Source organism: Algoriphagus sp. oki45 (genome assembly GCF_036245605.1).
GTDB lineage: Bacteria > Bacteroidota > Bacteroidia > Cytophagales > Cyclobacteriaceae > Algoriphagus.
Genome location: NZ_BTPC01000005.1, coordinates 1 through 17,404, shown reverse-complemented (window position 1 = coordinate 17,404; position 17,404 = coordinate 1). Strand labels below are relative to the sequence as shown.

General features: G+C 45.8%; 12 protein-coding genes and 2 pseudogenes. 8 read left to right on the top strand and 6 right to left on the bottom strand.

Annotation, left to right across the window (positions count from 1 at the left end; all coding sequences use genetic code 11):
• Positions 1–4: 4 nt before the first annotated feature.
• Positions 5–454: a hypothetical protein gene (locus AAA942_RS17760; RefSeq protein ID WP_338221648.1), complete on the bottom strand. Its 450-nt coding sequence runs from the start codon at positions 452–454 to the stop codon at positions 5–7.
• A gap of 104 nt (positions 455–558) precedes the next feature.
• On the opposite strand from AAA942_RS17760, the gene AAA942_RS17755 reads away from it, so the two are divergent.
• From AAA942_RS17755 to AAA942_RS17725, 7 genes are all read left to right on the top strand, one after another.
• Positions 559–1,257 carry an ABC transporter ATP-binding protein gene (locus tag AAA942_RS17755; RefSeq protein ID WP_338221647.1) on the top strand — a complete coding sequence of 233 codons (699 nt, stop codon included), beginning with the start codon at positions 559–561 and terminating at the stop codon, positions 1,255–1,257.
• A gap of 381 nt (positions 1,258–1,638) precedes the next feature.
• Complete coding sequence (locus AAA942_RS17750; protein ID WP_338221646.1) at positions 1,639–3,042, top strand: DUF3526 domain-containing protein; 1,404 nt, start codon at positions 1,639–1,641, stop codon at positions 3,040–3,042.
• Entirely contained in the window at positions 3,039–4,343 is a 1,305-nt protein-coding gene (locus AAA942_RS17745; RefSeq protein ID WP_338221645.1) for a hypothetical protein, read from the top strand. Before AAA942_RS17750 ends, AAA942_RS17745 begins: the two co-directional genes overlap by 4 nt.
• A gap of 17 nt (positions 4,344–4,360) precedes the next feature.
• Positions 4,361–6,556, top strand: a complete 2,196-nt coding sequence (locus tag AAA942_RS17740; RefSeq protein ID WP_338221644.1) for a carbohydrate binding family 9 domain-containing protein — start codon at positions 4,361–4,363, stop codon at positions 6,554–6,556.
• Positions 6,557–6,697: 141 nt separating this feature from the next.
• The gene (locus AAA942_RS17735; protein WP_338221643.1) at positions 6,698–7,429 is read left to right on the top strand and encodes a hypothetical protein; all 732 of its coding nucleotides are present in this window, start codon (positions 6,698–6,700) and stop codon (positions 7,427–7,429) included.
• 4 nt (positions 7,430–7,433) lie between these two features.
• Positions 7,434–8,909 (top strand): hypothetical protein, encoded by a 1,476-nt coding sequence (locus AAA942_RS17730; RefSeq protein ID WP_338221642.1) that lies wholly within the window; start codon positions 7,434–7,436, stop codon positions 8,907–8,909.
• Positions 8,910–8,920: 11 nt separating this feature from the next.
• Positions 8,921–11,776 carry a CHAT domain-containing protein gene (locus tag AAA942_RS17725; protein WP_338221641.1) on the top strand — a complete coding sequence of 952 codons (2,856 nt, stop codon included), beginning with the start codon at positions 8,921–8,923 and terminating at the stop codon, positions 11,774–11,776.
• A 67-nt stretch (positions 11,777–11,843) separates the two neighbouring features.
• Here AAA942_RS17725 and AAA942_RS17720 read toward each other — a convergent pair whose 3' ends face one another.
• The 4 genes from AAA942_RS17720 to AAA942_RS17705 form a co-directional block, all read right to left on the bottom strand.
• Positions 11,844–12,677, bottom strand: a complete 834-nt coding sequence (locus AAA942_RS17720; protein WP_338221640.1) for an MBL fold metallo-hydrolase — start codon at positions 12,675–12,677, stop codon at positions 11,844–11,846.
• A complete protein-coding gene (locus AAA942_RS17715) occupies positions 12,674–13,069 on the bottom strand; it encodes a PAS domain-containing protein (RefSeq protein ID WP_338221639.1) in 396 nt (131 codons plus the stop codon). Before AAA942_RS17715 ends, AAA942_RS17720 begins: the two co-directional genes overlap by 4 nt.
• Positions 13,070–13,244: 175 nt before the next feature.
• Entirely contained in the window at positions 13,245–14,570 is a 1,326-nt protein-coding gene (locus AAA942_RS17710) for an acetylxylan esterase (protein WP_338221638.1), read from the bottom strand.
• 34 nt (positions 14,571–14,604) lie between these two features.
• Positions 14,605–15,696 (bottom strand): 6-phosphofructokinase, encoded by a 1,092-nt coding sequence (locus AAA942_RS17705; RefSeq protein WP_338221637.1) that lies wholly within the window; start codon positions 15,694–15,696, stop codon positions 14,605–14,607.
• A gap of 191 nt (positions 15,697–15,887) precedes the next feature.
• On the opposite strand from AAA942_RS17705, the pseudogene AAA942_RS17700 reads away from it, so the two are divergent.
• Positions 15,888–16,838, top strand: a pseudogene (locus tag AAA942_RS17700) (polyphosphate kinase 2 family protein).
• A gap of 310 nt (positions 16,839–17,148) precedes the next feature.
• Here AAA942_RS17700 and AAA942_RS17695 read toward each other — a convergent pair.
• A pseudogene (locus AAA942_RS17695) lies at positions 17,149–17,404 on the bottom strand (IS256 family transposase, variant Zn-binding type); the annotation flags it as partial.

Genomic DNA, 17,404 nt, shown 5'->3' with positions numbered 1-17,404 from the left:
TCGCTCAGATAATAGTGGCATTTCGGATGATGAAGGTCATTTCTTCTACATCTGTGGCATTTAGATCAAGAATTCCTCTGACCTCCACGATTTGATCGACTTTCATTCGGGGAGGTTTGGCTTTGAGGTAGACCACTGCGACAGATTCAGGTCCTGCAGCTCCGCAAAAGAAGCATTCGGCCATGGGATACTTGGATAGGATGAGGGTTTGATTGGATTGAAGATCCAAGGGAATGTAAAAGCCCTTCAAAACGACCTCTTTCCCTTTCAGGACTTTCAGCTCCTCGGTAAACTCCGGGTAGAAAAAATAAAGCCCGAAATCCCGGTTAAGCTTTTCTTTGAAAGGCACCTGCTGAAACAGTGCCCATAAATCTTTCTTGGGCAAGGTTTGGCTTTGGGCAGCTCCCACCGACAGCAAGAAGAAAACCAAGAAAAAGCGCTGGAAAAGTTGCATTTGTGTAAATTTTGCAACAAAGTTGCGAAAAATGTGATCAAATCTCATTCCGATTCAGATTTTTTTGCAACTTTATTGCGTTTTCACTTCACAACTAGTCATTCATGCTTGAAATTCAGGGAGTAACCAAAAAATTCAAACAGCATACGGCTGTCCATCAGCTTTCTCTCACTGTACCAGAAGGGGAAGTTTTCGCCCTATTGGGTCCCAATGGTGCTGGCAAAACCACTACTCTAAATATGATCTTGGGATTCGAAAAACCGGATGAAGGAAGCATTTCTGTGGATGGATACACCGTCACAGAAAACTTAAAAGAAGTTCGCAAAAGGCTGGCTTTTATTCCCGAAAACGTCCAACTCTATCCTCATCTCTCTGGGAAAGAAAACCTGGCTTATTTCTCTCAGTTGGCAGGGATCAATTACTCTCAAGATCAGCTCAAGAGCCTTTTGCTCGAAGCAGGCCTTCAGGAGAAAGCCCATGACTCGCCCATATCAACTTACTCCAAAGGTATGCGCCAAAAGGTAGGGGTGGCTATTGCCTATTCCAAGAAGGCAAAACTCCTGCTTTTGGATGAACCGGCTAGTGGATTGGACCCGCTTTCCAGTGCAGAATTATCCCAATTGGTTCGGAAAGTGGCCTCGCAAGGTGCCACTGTTTTGATGGTATCCCATGATCTTTTTCGGGTAAAAGAGACGGCCGACCGGGTGGGGATTTTCAAGAATGGAGAACTGAAAAAAATTGTCAAAGCCAGCGAGGTCACTGCCAATGACCTCGAGCTTATCTATCAAGGTATCGTCGAATAACCATGAAACCGAGCCTGTCAGCAACAGGTAGAGATTCCATTTTGCCTTAAGAAAAATCCTACTCAGATGAAATCGAGCCTGCCTGAGGCAGAGAGCCAGACGAAAGCGACACACAGAGGGAGGATTATAATCCATGCGAGATTCTCCCGAATCGAGTTCGGGACAAGCTATCTGACCAAGGAAAAACAAATTATAAACAGATGAAATCGAGCATGACTAAAAAGTCACACACTGGAATGATTATAAGACTTGCGAGATTCCATGTGGCCTTTAAAAATCAAATTATAATCACATGAAATGCCCATGAGAAAATGATTCTCACACAGATGAATAATTATAAAGGGCATTCCATGTGGCAAATGAAAATCAAATTATAATCACATGAAATCAATCCTATCTACCGAATGGAAAAACCTCCTCCGAACGCCGGGGATGGTTTTTGTCTTACTCGTACTTGCGGCGGCCCTTGGATTCACTGCTTGGGCTGGTCTGGAGGAGTATCGGGTAGTAGCCCGGATGGAGTCAGAAGCCAAGACCCATCTCCGTCAGCAATGGGAATCCATGGGTCCGAGCAATCCGCACTCTGCTGCACACTACGGAACCTATGTTTTCAAGAAAAATCATGCGCTCACGGCTTTTGATGAAGGAGTGAATGGCTATGTGGGAAGAACCCTCTACCTGGAAGGCCACCGGCAAAACGAACTGGTGCAAAGCGATGCAGCTCAGGGAGACCTTCTTTCCCGTTTTGGGAAGCTACGGCCTGCTTTGATCCTTCAAATCATCCTCCCTCTTTTGCTGCTGCTTTTTGCCTTCCAATCCGTGCGGGGCGAGCGGGATGCCGACCGATTACGGCTGTTGCTGGTACAGGGAGTGCCCTATTCTCAGATTCTCTATGGCAAACTTTGGAGTCTTTGGATTCCGGGAATGGGCTATGTTTTGCTCACATTGGGAATTCAGATGGGGTTATTGGGTTTCTCTACCCCCCTTCTGGCAAGGGCTTTTCTTTTGATTCTGGGTTATGGACTTTTTTATTGGATAGTGATTGGCCTGGCACTTTGGCTGAGTTCGAAAACGACCAAATCCTACACCGCACTTTCTTGGCTTCTCGGAATCTGGATTGTATGGGTCATTTTCTATCCCAAAGTCACCTATTCCGTGGCAGGGATTCTATATCCTTTGCCGGATCGTGTTGGATTTGCAGAAAGCATGAAAGCCGACCGCAGTGCACTGCTTGACGGGCACAATCCCGAAGAGGAAGCCCTAAAATCCCTCGAAGACAGTGTGCTTCAGGCCTACGGAGTTACTTCCAAGGAAGACCTTCCGATCAATTTCGACGGATTGCTGATGCAAGCAGACGAAGAATTTGGCAACCAGGTCTGGGATAAGCATTTCGGAGAACTCTACGAGCAGATGCAAAAGCAAAAAAGCTGGGTACAATGGGCCTCCCTTCCCAATCCTTTTGGAAATCTTCAGAGTCTGAGCATGGGGGCTGCCGGCACCGACAATTTTCATCAGGTGGATTTTCTGCAGGAGGCCGAGGATTACCGCCGGGTTTTCATCCGCACGCTCAACGAGCGGCATGCCTACGGAGGTTCGCGTACAGGAGATTGGGGATACAAAGAAGATCAGGCGTTTTTCAATTCCATCGCGGACTTTCAGTATACGGAACCCTCATTCTCTGACCTGATCCGTCAACAGATTCCTTCTTTGTTATTGCTTTTTGCCTGGATCGGCCTATTGGCAGTAGGAATCGTCCGAGTTCAACCTAAAATCTCTGCCCTATGAAGCTGAATCAAGCGATTCATTGGGAATGGAAAAGTATTCTTTCCTCCCCATTCCTGAAAAGCATCCTTGTCGTATTTCTATTGGCCTCTGTCTATGGCATGTACAAGGGACGACAAGTTTATTTGCACCAAAATGAGGTCTTGGCCCAACTTCAATCGGAATCAGAAAAAGAAATAGAAGCGGCGCTGAAGTTATATCAATCCGGCAAAACTAGTCCGGAAGATCGGCCTTGGCTAGATATCCAAAACCCATTCTATGCTTATTGGGGTTACCTGAAGCCTTTAGTAGGATTGAACCCAAGTCCTTTAATGGTTTTCTCGGTAGGGCAAGCCGAATCTTTTCCATTTTTCAAGCGTGTCTGGATTAACAGTTCTCCTTACGACCATGACTTGGCACCTGAGATCAGCAATCCAGAACGGATTTCCTTGGGCAGTCTGGACTTTGGACTGATGTGGATTTACTTACTCCCTCTGGTTCTTATTGCCTGCACGATGAGGATAGGAAGTTTTGAGCGGGAAGTACAGCTCCACAAGCTGATCGAGACGCTGGAGAATGGAAAAAATTGGAAAATTCAGCGATTTATAGCATTGGCTATTTTCTTTTTGATCCTACTTGGCCTTCTTCTTTTGATCGGCTGGGGCTTGGGCGAATTGAATGCTACTGTGGCAGAAATCGGGACCATGGGATTTTGGACAAGCCTTTATCTTCTCTTTTGGCTGGTATTGTTGTATTTCTTATCCGAATTACGTCTTTATCAGACCGGGCAGGCTTTGGTCTTCTTTTTGGCTTGGATTCTTTTTGCCCTGATCATCCCTGGAGCTATCCAGCAGGCGGTGGCTTTGCAGTTTCCCAATTCATTGTCTCTGGACATGATTGATGCCAAACGAACCGGGAGAACAGAAATCTATGAACAGGAATTTGAAACGACCAAAATAAAAGTTCTTGAAAATTATCCGGAATTGGACAGGGACCTTCCGGATAGTTTGAGGACCGCAAGTGCCCTGGAAGGGATCTATATGACAGCTTACCGGGAATATCTTTCGGAAGTAACTCAAAACCTCGATTCTATCCAATCCGAAAAAATTTCCCTTTCCCGAGCGTGGTTTCCTTTGAATCCCGTGTCTTTTTTCCATCACCGGATGAGTCACCTATCCCGTACGGACTATGATGCTTACCAGCAATTCAAGGAAAAAATCACTCAAAAAGCCGAACAGCTTCAACACAGGATTTTCTCCCAAGAGTGGGAGGGAGTCATTGTAGACGAGGAGATATTTCTTGAGACCAGAAAAGCTCTGGAATGAAAAAATTGAGTAAACATTTGGCAGCAATCCTCATAGGATTGACATTTCCTTTTTCCAATCTCCTGGCGCAAAACGCTGAAAACTTTCCTCCGCCAGAAGTAGCACCTGTCATGCAAGCGTCTAAGGCAAAGGGAAAAATTACTCTGGACGGCAAACTGGATGAGGAGGATTGGAAGCAGGCATCTGAATATGGGGACTTTTTCATGCTGGAACCTCGACAGGGAGGGAAAGTAGAATTTCCCACACAAGTACGAATTCTTTTTGACGAAAATAACCTATATATCGGGGCATTCTGTGCCGATTCCTTGGGAAAAAAAGGCATTCGAGTTCAGGATCTTCGGAGGGATTTCCGGTTTGGAGAAAATGACATTTTTCTGGTGCAGCTCGACCCTCAGCAACTGAAGCGCTTTGCAGTGAGCTTTCAGTCGACCCCCTTGGGGAATCAACGGGATGCACAAATTTTTGACGATAGTCTTATCGACAACGATTGGGATGCTTTGTGGAGAGTCCGAACCTCCTTAGCGGACTCAGGCTACTATGTCGAAATGGCGATTCCATTCAAAAGTCTACGCTACACAGAGTCCGATGATCCTACCTGGGGAATTACTTTGGCAAGATTGGCGCGAAGGAAATACGAGTTTTCTGTTACTCCTGCCATTCCGCAGGCATTTACTCCGTATCGAATGACCTATGCTGCCGATTTGAAAGGATTGGAACTCCCTCCCCCTTCCGTCAACATCCGCATCCAACCCTACGGTTTGGCTCAGGTCAATAGGCCAGTAGATAATCAGGGAGTATCTACCCAATCTACGGAATGGAAAGCCGGTGGTGAAGTTAAGTGGGCCATGTCCCCGAGTTCGGTTCTCGATTTGACCTTCAATACAGACTTTGCGCAGGCAGATGTGGACCGGGCAGTCAACAACCTGACCCGATTCAATGTCTTTTTCCCGGAAAGGAGACAGTTTTTCCTGGAAAATAACGGAGTCTATGCCGGAGCGGATAATGAAGACATCCGGCCCTTTTTCAGCCGAACTATTGGATTATCCAACTCCCAATTCAATGCTGATCCAGTGCCCATTGATGCAGGGGTACGATTCACAGACAGAAATCAGGAACGAAGCCTCGCCGGACTCTATGTTCATCAACGAGCTACCCCCTTTCAGTCAGCGGTCAATTTTGGGGTGGCCCGCTATCTCAAAAACTACGGAGAGCAAAACAACATCGGCGTGATGCTGACTCAAAGAATCGACGAAGCTGATCCGGAGAATGGACGACTCCAACAGTCCAATACCACCGTCACCGTAGATGGATTTATCCGTCCCAAAGATGAATTGACAATCAGCTATTTGGTCTCAGGTTCCCGCCAGAACAACTCAGACAGCATGGGTGTAGCCGCCTCTTTTTTTGCAGGATATACGCCCAATAATCTTTACGCCGGATGGCTTACCCGATATGTGGATCAAAAATATCATCCTGGAATGGGCTTTGTCTTTGCCCAAAATGTCATCTATCACAATCCCGGAGGCTATTACATTTGGAGGCCTGCCACGGGTTGGCTATCCAAATGGGTGCGAAGGGCTGACCCCGGTTTTTTTGTAAACTGGTACCAAACAGCCTCCACACTAGCCACTCAAGAATTCAGCGTGGACATTTTTCCAATTTACATTTTTACCAAAACCAATGGCCTGATTACCTACACCGTCACTCCTACTTGGCAAAACTTTGATTTTTCCTTTGATATCCTAGGTCAAACTATTCTGGAGGGTCAATACGAATTTGTCAGGCATAAATTTGTGTACCGAACAGACCAATCTAAAAAACTATCCCTTAACTCTGAGTTCACAACAGGAAGCTACTACGACGGCAGTCTCAATTCTTTGACACTGGGTGGCCGAGTCGCTCCCAGTCCCTATTTTGCTTTGGATTTTAGTGTGGAGCACAATGATTTCAGAGATTTTGGGGAAAATAGAGCAGATTTCACTGCCGACCTTTGGACTGCCGGAATTCGTTTGGCCGCCAATCCCCGTCTTCAGCTTTCGGGCTTTTACCAATACAATTCCCTAACTAAAAGCGCCAGGATCAATGTTCGAGGAAGCTGGGAGTTCGCACCTCTCAGCTTCCTTTTCTTGGTATTCAATGAAAGTAGCTTCCAGGAAAGCCCGGTCAACAACCAGTCTTTGATTTCAAAAATCACTTACCTGAAGCAGTTTTAGCTTCTTTTACATGCTGCTTTTTAAAAGATACTTTTCGTCTTAGCCGGAATGACGTCCATTTATTCTAAGGAATAGGGCATTTGTCGTATAGCATTTTTTTTACCCGTGATGGATTTTTAAGTCTCAATAAAAACCATCGCCATGAAACGACTTGCACTGATTCTCATCTGTCTTTTTTCCTTCATTTCTCTCCAAGCCCAAGTCTCCGAAAAAGAACTTTCGGGAGTGGAATTTCTCCAAATGGATGACGGAAAAGGTGGGACTATTTATGGATTTACCCTCGGGGATAAAATGATCGGCCCCAATTACCATGTCCATCCTGACGGAACAAAATTCTATACTTATTTCAACCTCGAAGGAAAAGCTGAGCTGGTTCAAATCATGGAAGTACCGTACTCCGGACAGCTTTTTCTCGCTGAAATGGTCAATGGTAATCTGAACGGAAACGCCTTTCAGATGGTGGGGAAAAATCTGGATTGGGCCAGAGTGTACAAAGACGGTGAACCCCGGAAGAATGCAGATACCGAATACCTTGGTAAACTTTCCAATCGACCTAACTGCGTCGGAAACTGCATCGACGCTTTTGGAATCTATCAGACTTCCGGAAAGCAGCTGGCTATGGGCTTTTTCAAAAAAGAAAGTCCAAGTACTCCCATCATCCACACCTTCCCAAGCGGCAGCATGTATTTAGGCTCTATGGACGGCTGGGACCGCGAAGGTTTTGGGAAATACAGCTACGCCAACGATGGTTCTGTCTATATCGGTATGTGGAAAAAGAACATGCGGGAGGGCTTGGGCTTTTGGTTCAACAAGGACGGGTCCATCCGAAAAAAGGGCTACTTCAAAAAGGATGAGGTAATCCGTAACATGTAAGCCCATGAGAGCGATTCTATTTTTCGCCCTTGGTCTGGTGGCATGCTCTCTTCAGGCTCAGGATCTCCACCAATGGTATGAAAGAAATAATTTGGGGATAGAGTTCAACTCCGATCAAAGCCAAGTCCTTGTCGTAGGCCATGACCGGGTGACCCTTTGGGATACCTCCACCGAACAGGTAGTGCAAAATTTCCCCTTGACTTTTGACGGACAGCCGATTGCATTCAGCGACTTCAAATTTATCGATGCTGCTCCGGACCTGAGTGAGTTTGTGTTTCAGGTGAAAAACTCCTATCGAAGATTTGTGATGGAAATTGGAGACAAAGAGCTCTTTCCCGACTTCCAAAACCACCAAGTCAAGCAAATCCTCGGATACGATACCCGGGGTTGGATGGTCTTTTTTTCGGAGGGACAGTACCAGGGATTTTTTCGGGTGAAGCAGGAAGGGAACGTCTCCAATATTCAGTTTTTGTCCAAGGAGTATATTAACAAAGCTTCCATCAGCAACGACCACCGCTATATCTATTTCACCCGGGATCAGACCTTCAGGTATCTGGATATCGGGGAAATGATCCCTAAACCGGCCGTAGATACCGAGCTTCCGGGAAATGCCTTCTGGAAAGATGAACACCTTCCCCCGGGAATGGTGACCCTGTATGCATGGGATAGCAAGGCCCCTGATGGAAAACAAGTCGAATGGAGATACTTCATCGAGCCGGGAAAAGGAGAAGGCAAACGTCTGAAAGGCAACGCAGCCCAGTCTTATTTCCCGGAGGAAAGCTTTTGCGGAAATTTTCCTTTCTCTACGTATGGAGCTACGAAGGACCAGGTGTGGATTCTATATTTTGCTGAAAAAGACGCAGACCGGGCAAAGCCTGTATTCCAGCATTATTTAGCAAAAAAGACAAGGACTTCCTGCGAAAAAACAGGAACCATTTCCTTCTCCGAATCCAAGTCCGCCTATCTGGCTAAAAAGGATGAAAAACGGAATAATTATCTCGAGGAAGAAAAGGCCAGAAAAGAGCAGGAAAAAGCTCTGAAACCCTCTTGGTATGCTGAATACATCTCCAAGTTTGTCAACCTTCCCCCCACCTATCAGCTCAACTACGAGACCATCGCCGGTGTGGACGTGACCAATCTGGACTTTGTACGTACGGAACAGTTCAGAATCGGTAATCCTCAGGAAATGGCCATCGGACGAATCTGCAACTGCTCCAATGGCAACAAGACAGTCCTTCGTGTATCCCGCTATCAGTCCAACGGCATGGACAGACAGGCTTTTTTTGTTTTCACTTATGATCCTTCAGGAAATGAGCTAAGCCTACAGAAGATCGCCGAAACCCAAAAGTACAATGGCAATTTCCCTGTCCTTTCCTTTTTCACGATCCAAAGTCAGGGCGATAGCTGGACGGCAGATGTGACAGTAAAGTATCCCAATGGCCGAGAGAAAAAGGAATGGTTTAGCGGCAATTGCCAGTAAATCCTGAAAAGATGAAAAAACTGTTATTTCTACTTCTTTTTTCGGCCTTTGGACTAGGTCAGACCAAGGCACAGGGAGGGCCCGATTATTTATCCCTGATCCAAAACTTCAAATCCGGAATGGAAGCCAGAAATGCGCTGACCATGAAGACCAATTCAGAGCAGCTGATCAAGTATTTCAACGATGATTATGCAGGCTATGCACTCAACGGCTACTTCTTGCTCTGCCGAGGTCAAAACCTGGAGGCAAAGAAACAACTGGACGTCATGTACCAGCTCAATCCTACCGATGCTGCCTCAAACAGTCTCCTTTCGCTCTATTATTTTTTGGCCGGGAATACAGCCGAAGCCAAAAAGCATCTTTCTTGGGGCTTTCAGTTGGCCACATTTCCTGAATACAAGCAAGAAGTCATCCATGACGCAGAAGTCGCTATGGAAATGGCTTCCCGAGCTGAGCTTCCCAATTATATTTCTTTGGTAAATCAAGTAGCTGCAGAGACCCCATTGGATATCCAGACAGCCCAGGCTTTTTCTGCCTGTATTGGCCCCATGATGCAGGGACAATCCTGTCCACAACTCGATCAGGCTGTCGGTCGACTGAATCTGAAAAAGCCATTCAATCCCAATATCGAATTGATGGCTACTTTCCTCAAATCAGTCAATGCCTATCAGCAAGCCAACTATATCCAAGCCAGAGAGGGATTGGATCGGTATCTGCAAAAGTCAGAGGCAAATAAACAAGAACAGGCCTTTTTCAGATCTTTGGCTTTCCAGTACAAAGGCAATCTCCTTTTTGTCAACTACGACTATCAGTCCGCCTTACTGAATATTCGACGTGCAGTAGCCGAAATTAGAAATCTGTCTGTCCCCACCTCCTCGGAAGCCACCTATCTCTACTATCAGATCATGTATGAAACTCAGCTCAAGCTGGAGGAAGAAAGTTTGCAGAGTTCCTATAATCTCCTCGCGCTAGCTGATAAAATCGATAATGATCTCTATCGGGCCCATGCCCAAAACAATATAGGGAAATACTTTTTGTACAGTGCCGTTCCTGCCGAAAGAGCGCGGGCTGCAGAGTTTATTCTTTCTGCTTTGCGTCTGTCTGAAAGGGGTGGCTTTACCGACTTGGAAAATACCGTCAGAGGAAATTATGTCATTGTACTATGGCAGCAGGGCAAAAAAGCCGAGGCCAAGGAAAATTCCGATCGGCTCTACTCAAGCTACATGAAGTCCGGCCAGTACAATATGGCCGAAATCACGGCGAGCAATCTGGGCTTTTTTTACTACTATGACCAAGACTACCGCTCTGCAGCCAATTACTTCAAAAAAGCTGTGGACCTAACCGAAAGCGTAAGGAAAAACCTCAGTCCGGAGCAGAGGCTTACCCTAATGAATCAGCGTAGCGAGGCCTATATCGGACTGGTCATGGCGTATCAGAAGTTGGGGGATAGCAAGGCGCTTTTTGCGGCGCAAGATGACAATCGGGGCAGATTTCTTCGGGACAGATTGAGTCCCAATGCCCAGCCGGCAACGATTGAGGAAGCACAAGCTCTGTTGGGTCCACAGGATCTTTTGCTTTACTACACCCTTACAGGTCCGGGAGAAATCATCATCAATGCGATCACCAAAAATTCAGCTCAGGCTTTTTACAATTACCCTATTGATGACTGGATCGGGCTGAAAAAAAACTTTACTGACCGAGCCAAGCGAATTCCTCCTTCCTACAATAGCTTCATGCAGGACTATTCCAATGACATTGTAGATGGGAATTTTATCACCTATGCCAGCAAGGAGCAAAGTTTCAGGGAGGATGATTTCAAGACCATCGTAGAGTGGACCCGGGAGCTGTTCAAAGAAGAGGACCCCAAGCTGGACCCGGTGCGCAATGCCTTTTTGAAGCATTGGTATCGATTTACCTTGGAGCCTGTGGCCCAGCTGCTTGCCACCTACCCTAATCTGATCATTGGAGCCAGCAATGAGTTGAACTACCTGCCATTTGAAGCTTTTATCAATCGGCAAAACCAATATCTGATCGAGACGCACAATGTCCGGTATATCCCCTCGGTGAGTGTCTGGAAAATCCTGAAAAACCGTACCTACTCATCCAATAGAAAACCAGCCTTGGTTATGGGTGGAGCAATCTATCAACCGAGCGGCAATGTCAAAGGCACAGCGAGAGGGATCAATGATTTCTACGCCATCTCGGAGTCTCTCAGCGAGAAAATTTCAAGGAGTGACTTCAATTTCAAAAAGGAACTGCAATCCATGGGCTTTGGTGGAGCGGATTACCTGCAGGGAACTCTCGATGAGGTCACTTTTGTGGGTACACTCAGCCCGGACGTAAAGGTGGTAACGGGCATGAACATGAAGGAAAGCTACCTCAAGCAGCTCAGCAATAGCGGAGAACTGAAAAACTATAAAATGGTGATGTTGTCCACCCATGGGTTTACAGTGGACATTATCCCGGAATTGAGCGGGGTGATGATGAGTCAACCCAATGAAGGAGACGGCAATGAGGATACCTTTCTCCTATCTCCAGAGATCGCCCGGCTTCAACTTCAGGCAGATTTGGCCATTCTCAGTGCCTGTGATACCGGTCTTGGAGCACTCGTAGGTGGGGAAGGAATTAACGGACTCAATTCATCTTTTCTGCTTGCTGGTGCAAACCGAACCCTGCTGTCTCTTTGGCCGGTAAATGACTTCAGTACCTCCCTCACCATGAAAAACTTGTTCAAAAGGGTGATAGTAGATGGGGAAGATCCCTTTATTTCTCTCAATTTGATCAAAAGAGCCTTGGCCAAGGGAGAAGGCGGGGAGGTCTTTAAGCACCCAAAATATTGGGCTCCTTTTCTGCTCAATGGAATTTAGACTCTTGGGGACTTGCGAAAAGAAATTGTCACAAAACCGAGCGAATGATTAAAAAATAGGCCCTTTTCTAAATTTCAAATTCATCACCCTCTGTGCATAGGAAGACTTCAAAATCCAGTTTTTGATTTCTCAATGAAGTATGGAGAATATGCTCCAGCTGATGATCTGAATGCATCGGTTCATGGTGAAAAATGGCTAGTTTTTTGACTTTGCACATTTTTCCAAAAGCCACCGCATCTCTCACCGAACTATGCCCCCAACCGATTTTAGTCGCATATTCTTTGGCATTGTAAGAGCCATCATGAAGAAGAAGATCAGCAGAATTGGCTATTTCAAATCCACTGGTCCATTCCGGATCATTGGGAAAATTGGCTGAGCCCAAGCTCAACTCATGGTCTGGCATATAAGCCAATACCCCCTTTCCATCAGATATCCGATACCCAAGAGTAGGTCCGGGATGACAGACATATTCACTGTGGATTTTTAGAGCCCCAAACTCAAAATTGTCGTAGCCCAATTCATGAATAATGGGATGGTTGGGTAGCTCACTGAACATCACCGGAAATAGCGGAGGAGAAAAGTATCTCCTCAGGCGATTGAGCAAGGATTCTTTTCCCGAGCTGGGCCCCCAAATGTGCACCGTGACATCCGGGTTGTAGAGCGGTTGGAAAAAACCCAAACCCATCATGTGATCGATATGTAGATGGGTCAGCAAAATGTGGATTTCCTTTACTTGAGGATTCAGATATTTTCCCAACCGCTGAATTCCAGATCCTGCGTCCAGGATGATAAAAGTATCCCCATGGGTGATTTGCACGCAGGAGGTGTTTCCACCGTAGACCATAGTTTCCGGCCCCGGAGCAGGAAGTGAACCTCGGCATCCCCAGATTTTTACTTTCATTGCAGTTGGGTTTTCCAAAAGATGGCCATAGCACCGGAATATCGATTGGATCGACCGATCACGGGGACGGCTGTCACGGAGATCAAAATCCGCTCACCTTTGAGATTATTGATATAGAAAGATCCACTTGCAGGAATTTGATTGGTAAGGGTCTTTACCAAAGGCAATCCTTCAGGTGGAAGCGGATTTCCTTCCTCATCAATAGGCCGGAATATAGTCGCCCATTCTTCCAGTCTCATGCCCCCTGTCTCGCTGAATCGTAATCCGAAAATTTCCTCGGCAGGCTCATTGTAAAAGAGAAGATTACCTTCTGTATCGACAATAAATACAGGCATACTCAAGCTATCTGCAAATTGCCGAGCCAATATCAATTCTAAGGGTTGTGCAGGCATATAAGAAAAAGTTGTAGGGTTTATTGAACCTTTTAATTTAAAAAATAAAATAGCAGGATTTTCATTTTTTTTGGCCTAAAATTCTCCGATTTTATCCGATTCTGTATTTTTTCAAGATAAATCATTCGAATTCAAGAAAAAGGAATCGAATGGATTCCTTTTTCCCAACTACCGATTATCGATTTTTTAGCTTTTCAAAAAGCCAATTATCCGCCTTGATTCCCTGCTCAGGAAAGGTCCAATGGCCGGTTTCAGGAATCACAAAGACCTCTTTGGGAGCTTTGATTTGATTGTATGCGGAATAGTAGGATGTGGGCGGACAGGTATCGTCATTGTATCCCCAGGAGTAAAATCCGGGAGTTTTTAAAATCCGGGCAAAATTGACTACATCATAGTAAGCCAAAGTTTCAATGGCTTTTGGGAAATTATAGTACTTCTGATTGGCCGGTGCCAAAATATGCGGCCATCCTCCTGCCCTTCCCTCCAAGTATCCTGTCATATCACTCAAGGCAGGATAATAGGACACTAGGTATTTGATCCGCGAATCCAAAGCAGCAGTGATAATAGCCAATGCTCCTCCCTGACTTCCACCCTGTACGGCAAGATTTTCGCCATCGTACTGGGGTAATGAAGCCAGAAAATCCACAGCCTGAACAGCTCCTAAATACACTCTTCGATAGTAGTAGATATCCTTGTCCTGCACATTTAAATTCCAATAACCATTCAAAGCCCCGCTTCCCAGATTGCCATATACTTCTGGAGCCATATCTATGGGTATTCCGTGAATTCCAATCTGCAAAACGATGGCTCCACGGGCGGCTTTGGCAATATCCCCAGAATAGGGCCTGATTCCAGCTCCAGGCACCTGCAAGATTGCTGGAAACTTGCCCTCTCCCTTTGGAATGGTCAAAACCCCATAGATTCTACTGTTTCTTACATTTTGGAAATTGACGTGATAGACATCCACTGTTTCTGTACTTCTTTCGGGGATGTGGATCATTTTAGGATCCATGGGGACTTTGGCCAATTCCTCTTTCCCGGCCGCCCAAAAAACTTCAAAATCATCCGGCATCGCTACGGTAGGCTGGATTTTTTCCGGTTCAAATGCGGCAGTTCCCAGCCCTCGGTATTCTTTTCCATCCAGTGTGGCAAAGACTTCACAGCGCAAAAATCCCGGTTTATTCATCCCTTCTACAGAAATCAAAGCCTGTCCATCCTCCAGTCTCAGGCTGCCTTCCAGAATTGGGTCCATCTTTTCCTCTTTGACAAAAAAACGGACATTCTCTACCGGTACAGGTCTACCTGATTGGGTGACACTGACCGCAAAATCCACTTTTTCCCCGACTTGGTATTGCCAGTTTTCCCGACTTGGAGAGACGGATATGTCCAAATATTGCCGGGCTATTTGGGCAATTCCTTCAGGAGCTAAAAGAAAAAAAAGCAGGAGAAACGGAACCCAGTTGAACTGGTGTCTGGTCCGAAAGGGAGGAAATTGATTCATGGGGAAGAATTTTGATTTTTAGGAATATAGAAATTTAGTCTCCAAAGGAAATACCGAGCCCTTTGGCGGCTTGAACAAGGGTACCTTTTGGGTTGACAAAATTGTAATCGCTGATGGCTTCCTTGATCGGAACCGAAGTGAAATCATTGTTTTGGAGGACCACCAAGTGGCCAAATTTCCCTTCCAAAGCCAATTCCATCGCTTTCACTCCAAAGACAGAAGCGATGACCCGGTCAAAAGCTACCGGCGTCCCACCTCTTTGAGTATGTCCTAAAACAGTCTCTCGCACATCGGCTTCCAATCCTGCCTCTTTCAATTGCTCGCTCAAAGTAAAGCAAACCCCACCGAGGCGTACAGCATGCCTCCCCAATTCCCCTAGAGTAGCAGTGACAGTTCCGTCTTTGGCGGTGGCACCTTCTGCAATCACGATGTTGACAAAGCCCCGACCGTTGTTGTAGCGACTTCGGATTTTTTCCAAGACTTTATTGAGATCATAGGGGATTTCGGGAATCAAACAGATTTCCGCCCCACCGGCAATGGCCGTGTAAAGAGCGATCCAACCGGCATTTCTGCCCATCACCTCCATGATCATCACCCGGTGATGGCTGTTGGCCGTGGTGACCAGTCGGTCAAAGGAATCCGTGGCTGTCTGTACCGCCGTCTGAAAACCAAAGGTAAAATCTGTACTGGACAGGTCATTATCAATGGTTTTGGGAACTCCTACCACCGGCATTCCCTGCTCAAACATCGCCTGAGAAATCGCCTGCGAGCCATCTCCCCCGATATTGATTACCACATCGAAGCCTTTGGATTTGAGTCGATCCACCAGCCAGGGGATTCTGTTGACCGTTCGGATGGATCCGTCCGGCTGTTTCTCAGGAAAGCTCATGGGATTGCCCTTGTTGGTAGTCCCCAAGATGGTCCCCCCGGTGACATGAATTCCAGAAACAGTCTTTTCATCCAGCCGGATCAACCGGGTAGGCTCCTCCATCAGGCCATTGAGAGCTTCATAGCTTCCCCAGACCTCCCAGTCTTTCTCCTGAGATGCTCTTTTCACAATACCCCGGATTACTGCATTCAGCCCCGGACAATCTCCACCTCCTGTGGCAACTAAAATCTTTTTCATTTTTGTTTGTTTTACCTTCAAAAATCTAATCGATAAGAAAGAGAAAGGGTTACAATCCTCACCGAATATTGGATATCGGCTTTTCTTGATGTAATTTATCCTTATTCCAAAAAGATAAAAATCATTGAAGGACAAACCTTGGCTTTGAAAACTCAGAATATAAATGGGGAATCCTTCTTTTTTAAGAAACTATGATAAAAGAGGAAAAACTAACCGCAGAGGCACTCAAAAAAATGAGTGATGAGGAAATTATCCGTAGAGCCAAAAAGTTGGCTAAAAGATATTGTGTTGGAAATGGAAAAGACTTCAAGCTGAAGGGTTTTTCTACCCAGCCCAAAATGGAACTTGGACCCGAGGATAAACCCTTGGTCAAAGAAGCTCTCGACCAAGGAATCCAGGAATTGACCCGATTACAAGAAGTCCTCTATGCGCAAGACAGATGGTCCTTGTTAGTGATTTTCCAGGCTATGGACGCTGCAGGAAAAGACGGAGCGATCAAGCATGTCCTTTCTGGCGTGAACCCACAAGGATGCCAAGTGACTTCTTTCAAAGCTCCAAGTGCGGAAGAACTGGATCATGATTTCCTCTGGAGATGCCTCAAGGAACTCCCCGAACGAGGCCGCATCGGTATTTTCAATCGCTCTTACTACGAAGAAGTGCTTGTGGTACGGGTGCACGAGGCCATTTTGAAAAGTCAGAAACTCCCACAAAAACTCATCACCAAAAAAATCTGGGATCAAAGACTGGAAGACATCCGGAATTTTGAAAAATACCTGAACCGTAACGGTACTAAAGTCATTAAAATCTTCCTTCATGTCTCTCCAGAGGAGCAAAAACAGCGGTTTTTGGACAGAATTGAGGACAAAAACAAAAACTGGAAATTCAGCACAAGTGACATCAAGGAAAGAGGACATTAGGATGACTACATGAAAGCTTACGAAAAAGCAATCCGAGAAACCTCTACCAAAGACTCCCCTTGGTACGTGATTCCTGCAGATAATAAGTCTTATGCGAGAATTGCCGTGGCATCAGCCATCATTTCGGCCTTGGATGGGCTTGACCTTCAGTATCCTTCAGTAAGTGAGGAAAAAGTAGCCGAACTTCAGCAAATCAAAAGTCAATTACTGTCCGGAGAAAGCTGATTCTCCATTTTAGCCCATAAAAAAAACTTGCTCTTCCATATAGAAAGAGCAAGTTTTTGATTTTTGAACCTGTATTGCGGATTCCAATCATTAGGAAGGACGACCTTTCAAGCTCTTAGGTAAATGTGGTAATGTGGTCAAAAATAGTTGGTGACTTTGATCGAAAAATTTCATAACATGCCGCGCAGGTTTGAAGAGGACGTAAGCTCTGCTGAGGAGCAACTTACCAGCAATAGAATCTGCCAAGTGGAATGAAGGGGCTTCGTTTTTCGGAGCCCTTTTTTCATGCTTCATTCTTCTTGTTCTATGGCTAAGAAAACCTTTTTCTTCCGGAGTTTTTGAAGTATAGATACCACCTCAGAAAGCTTTTTCTGTTTCCAGTCGACAGACCTCGGTGGATATTCAAATTGGTTTTTAAATGTCCGAAAAATGACTCCAGCCCGTTGGTGGATTTTGGAATCCTTGGATTATCCAGGTAGGCAAAAAGGTTGGGCAAGGCGCTTTTCAAAACCGAGAAGGAACGTCTCAACAGTTTGTGTTTATACCAAAACTTTCCCGTAATGGGA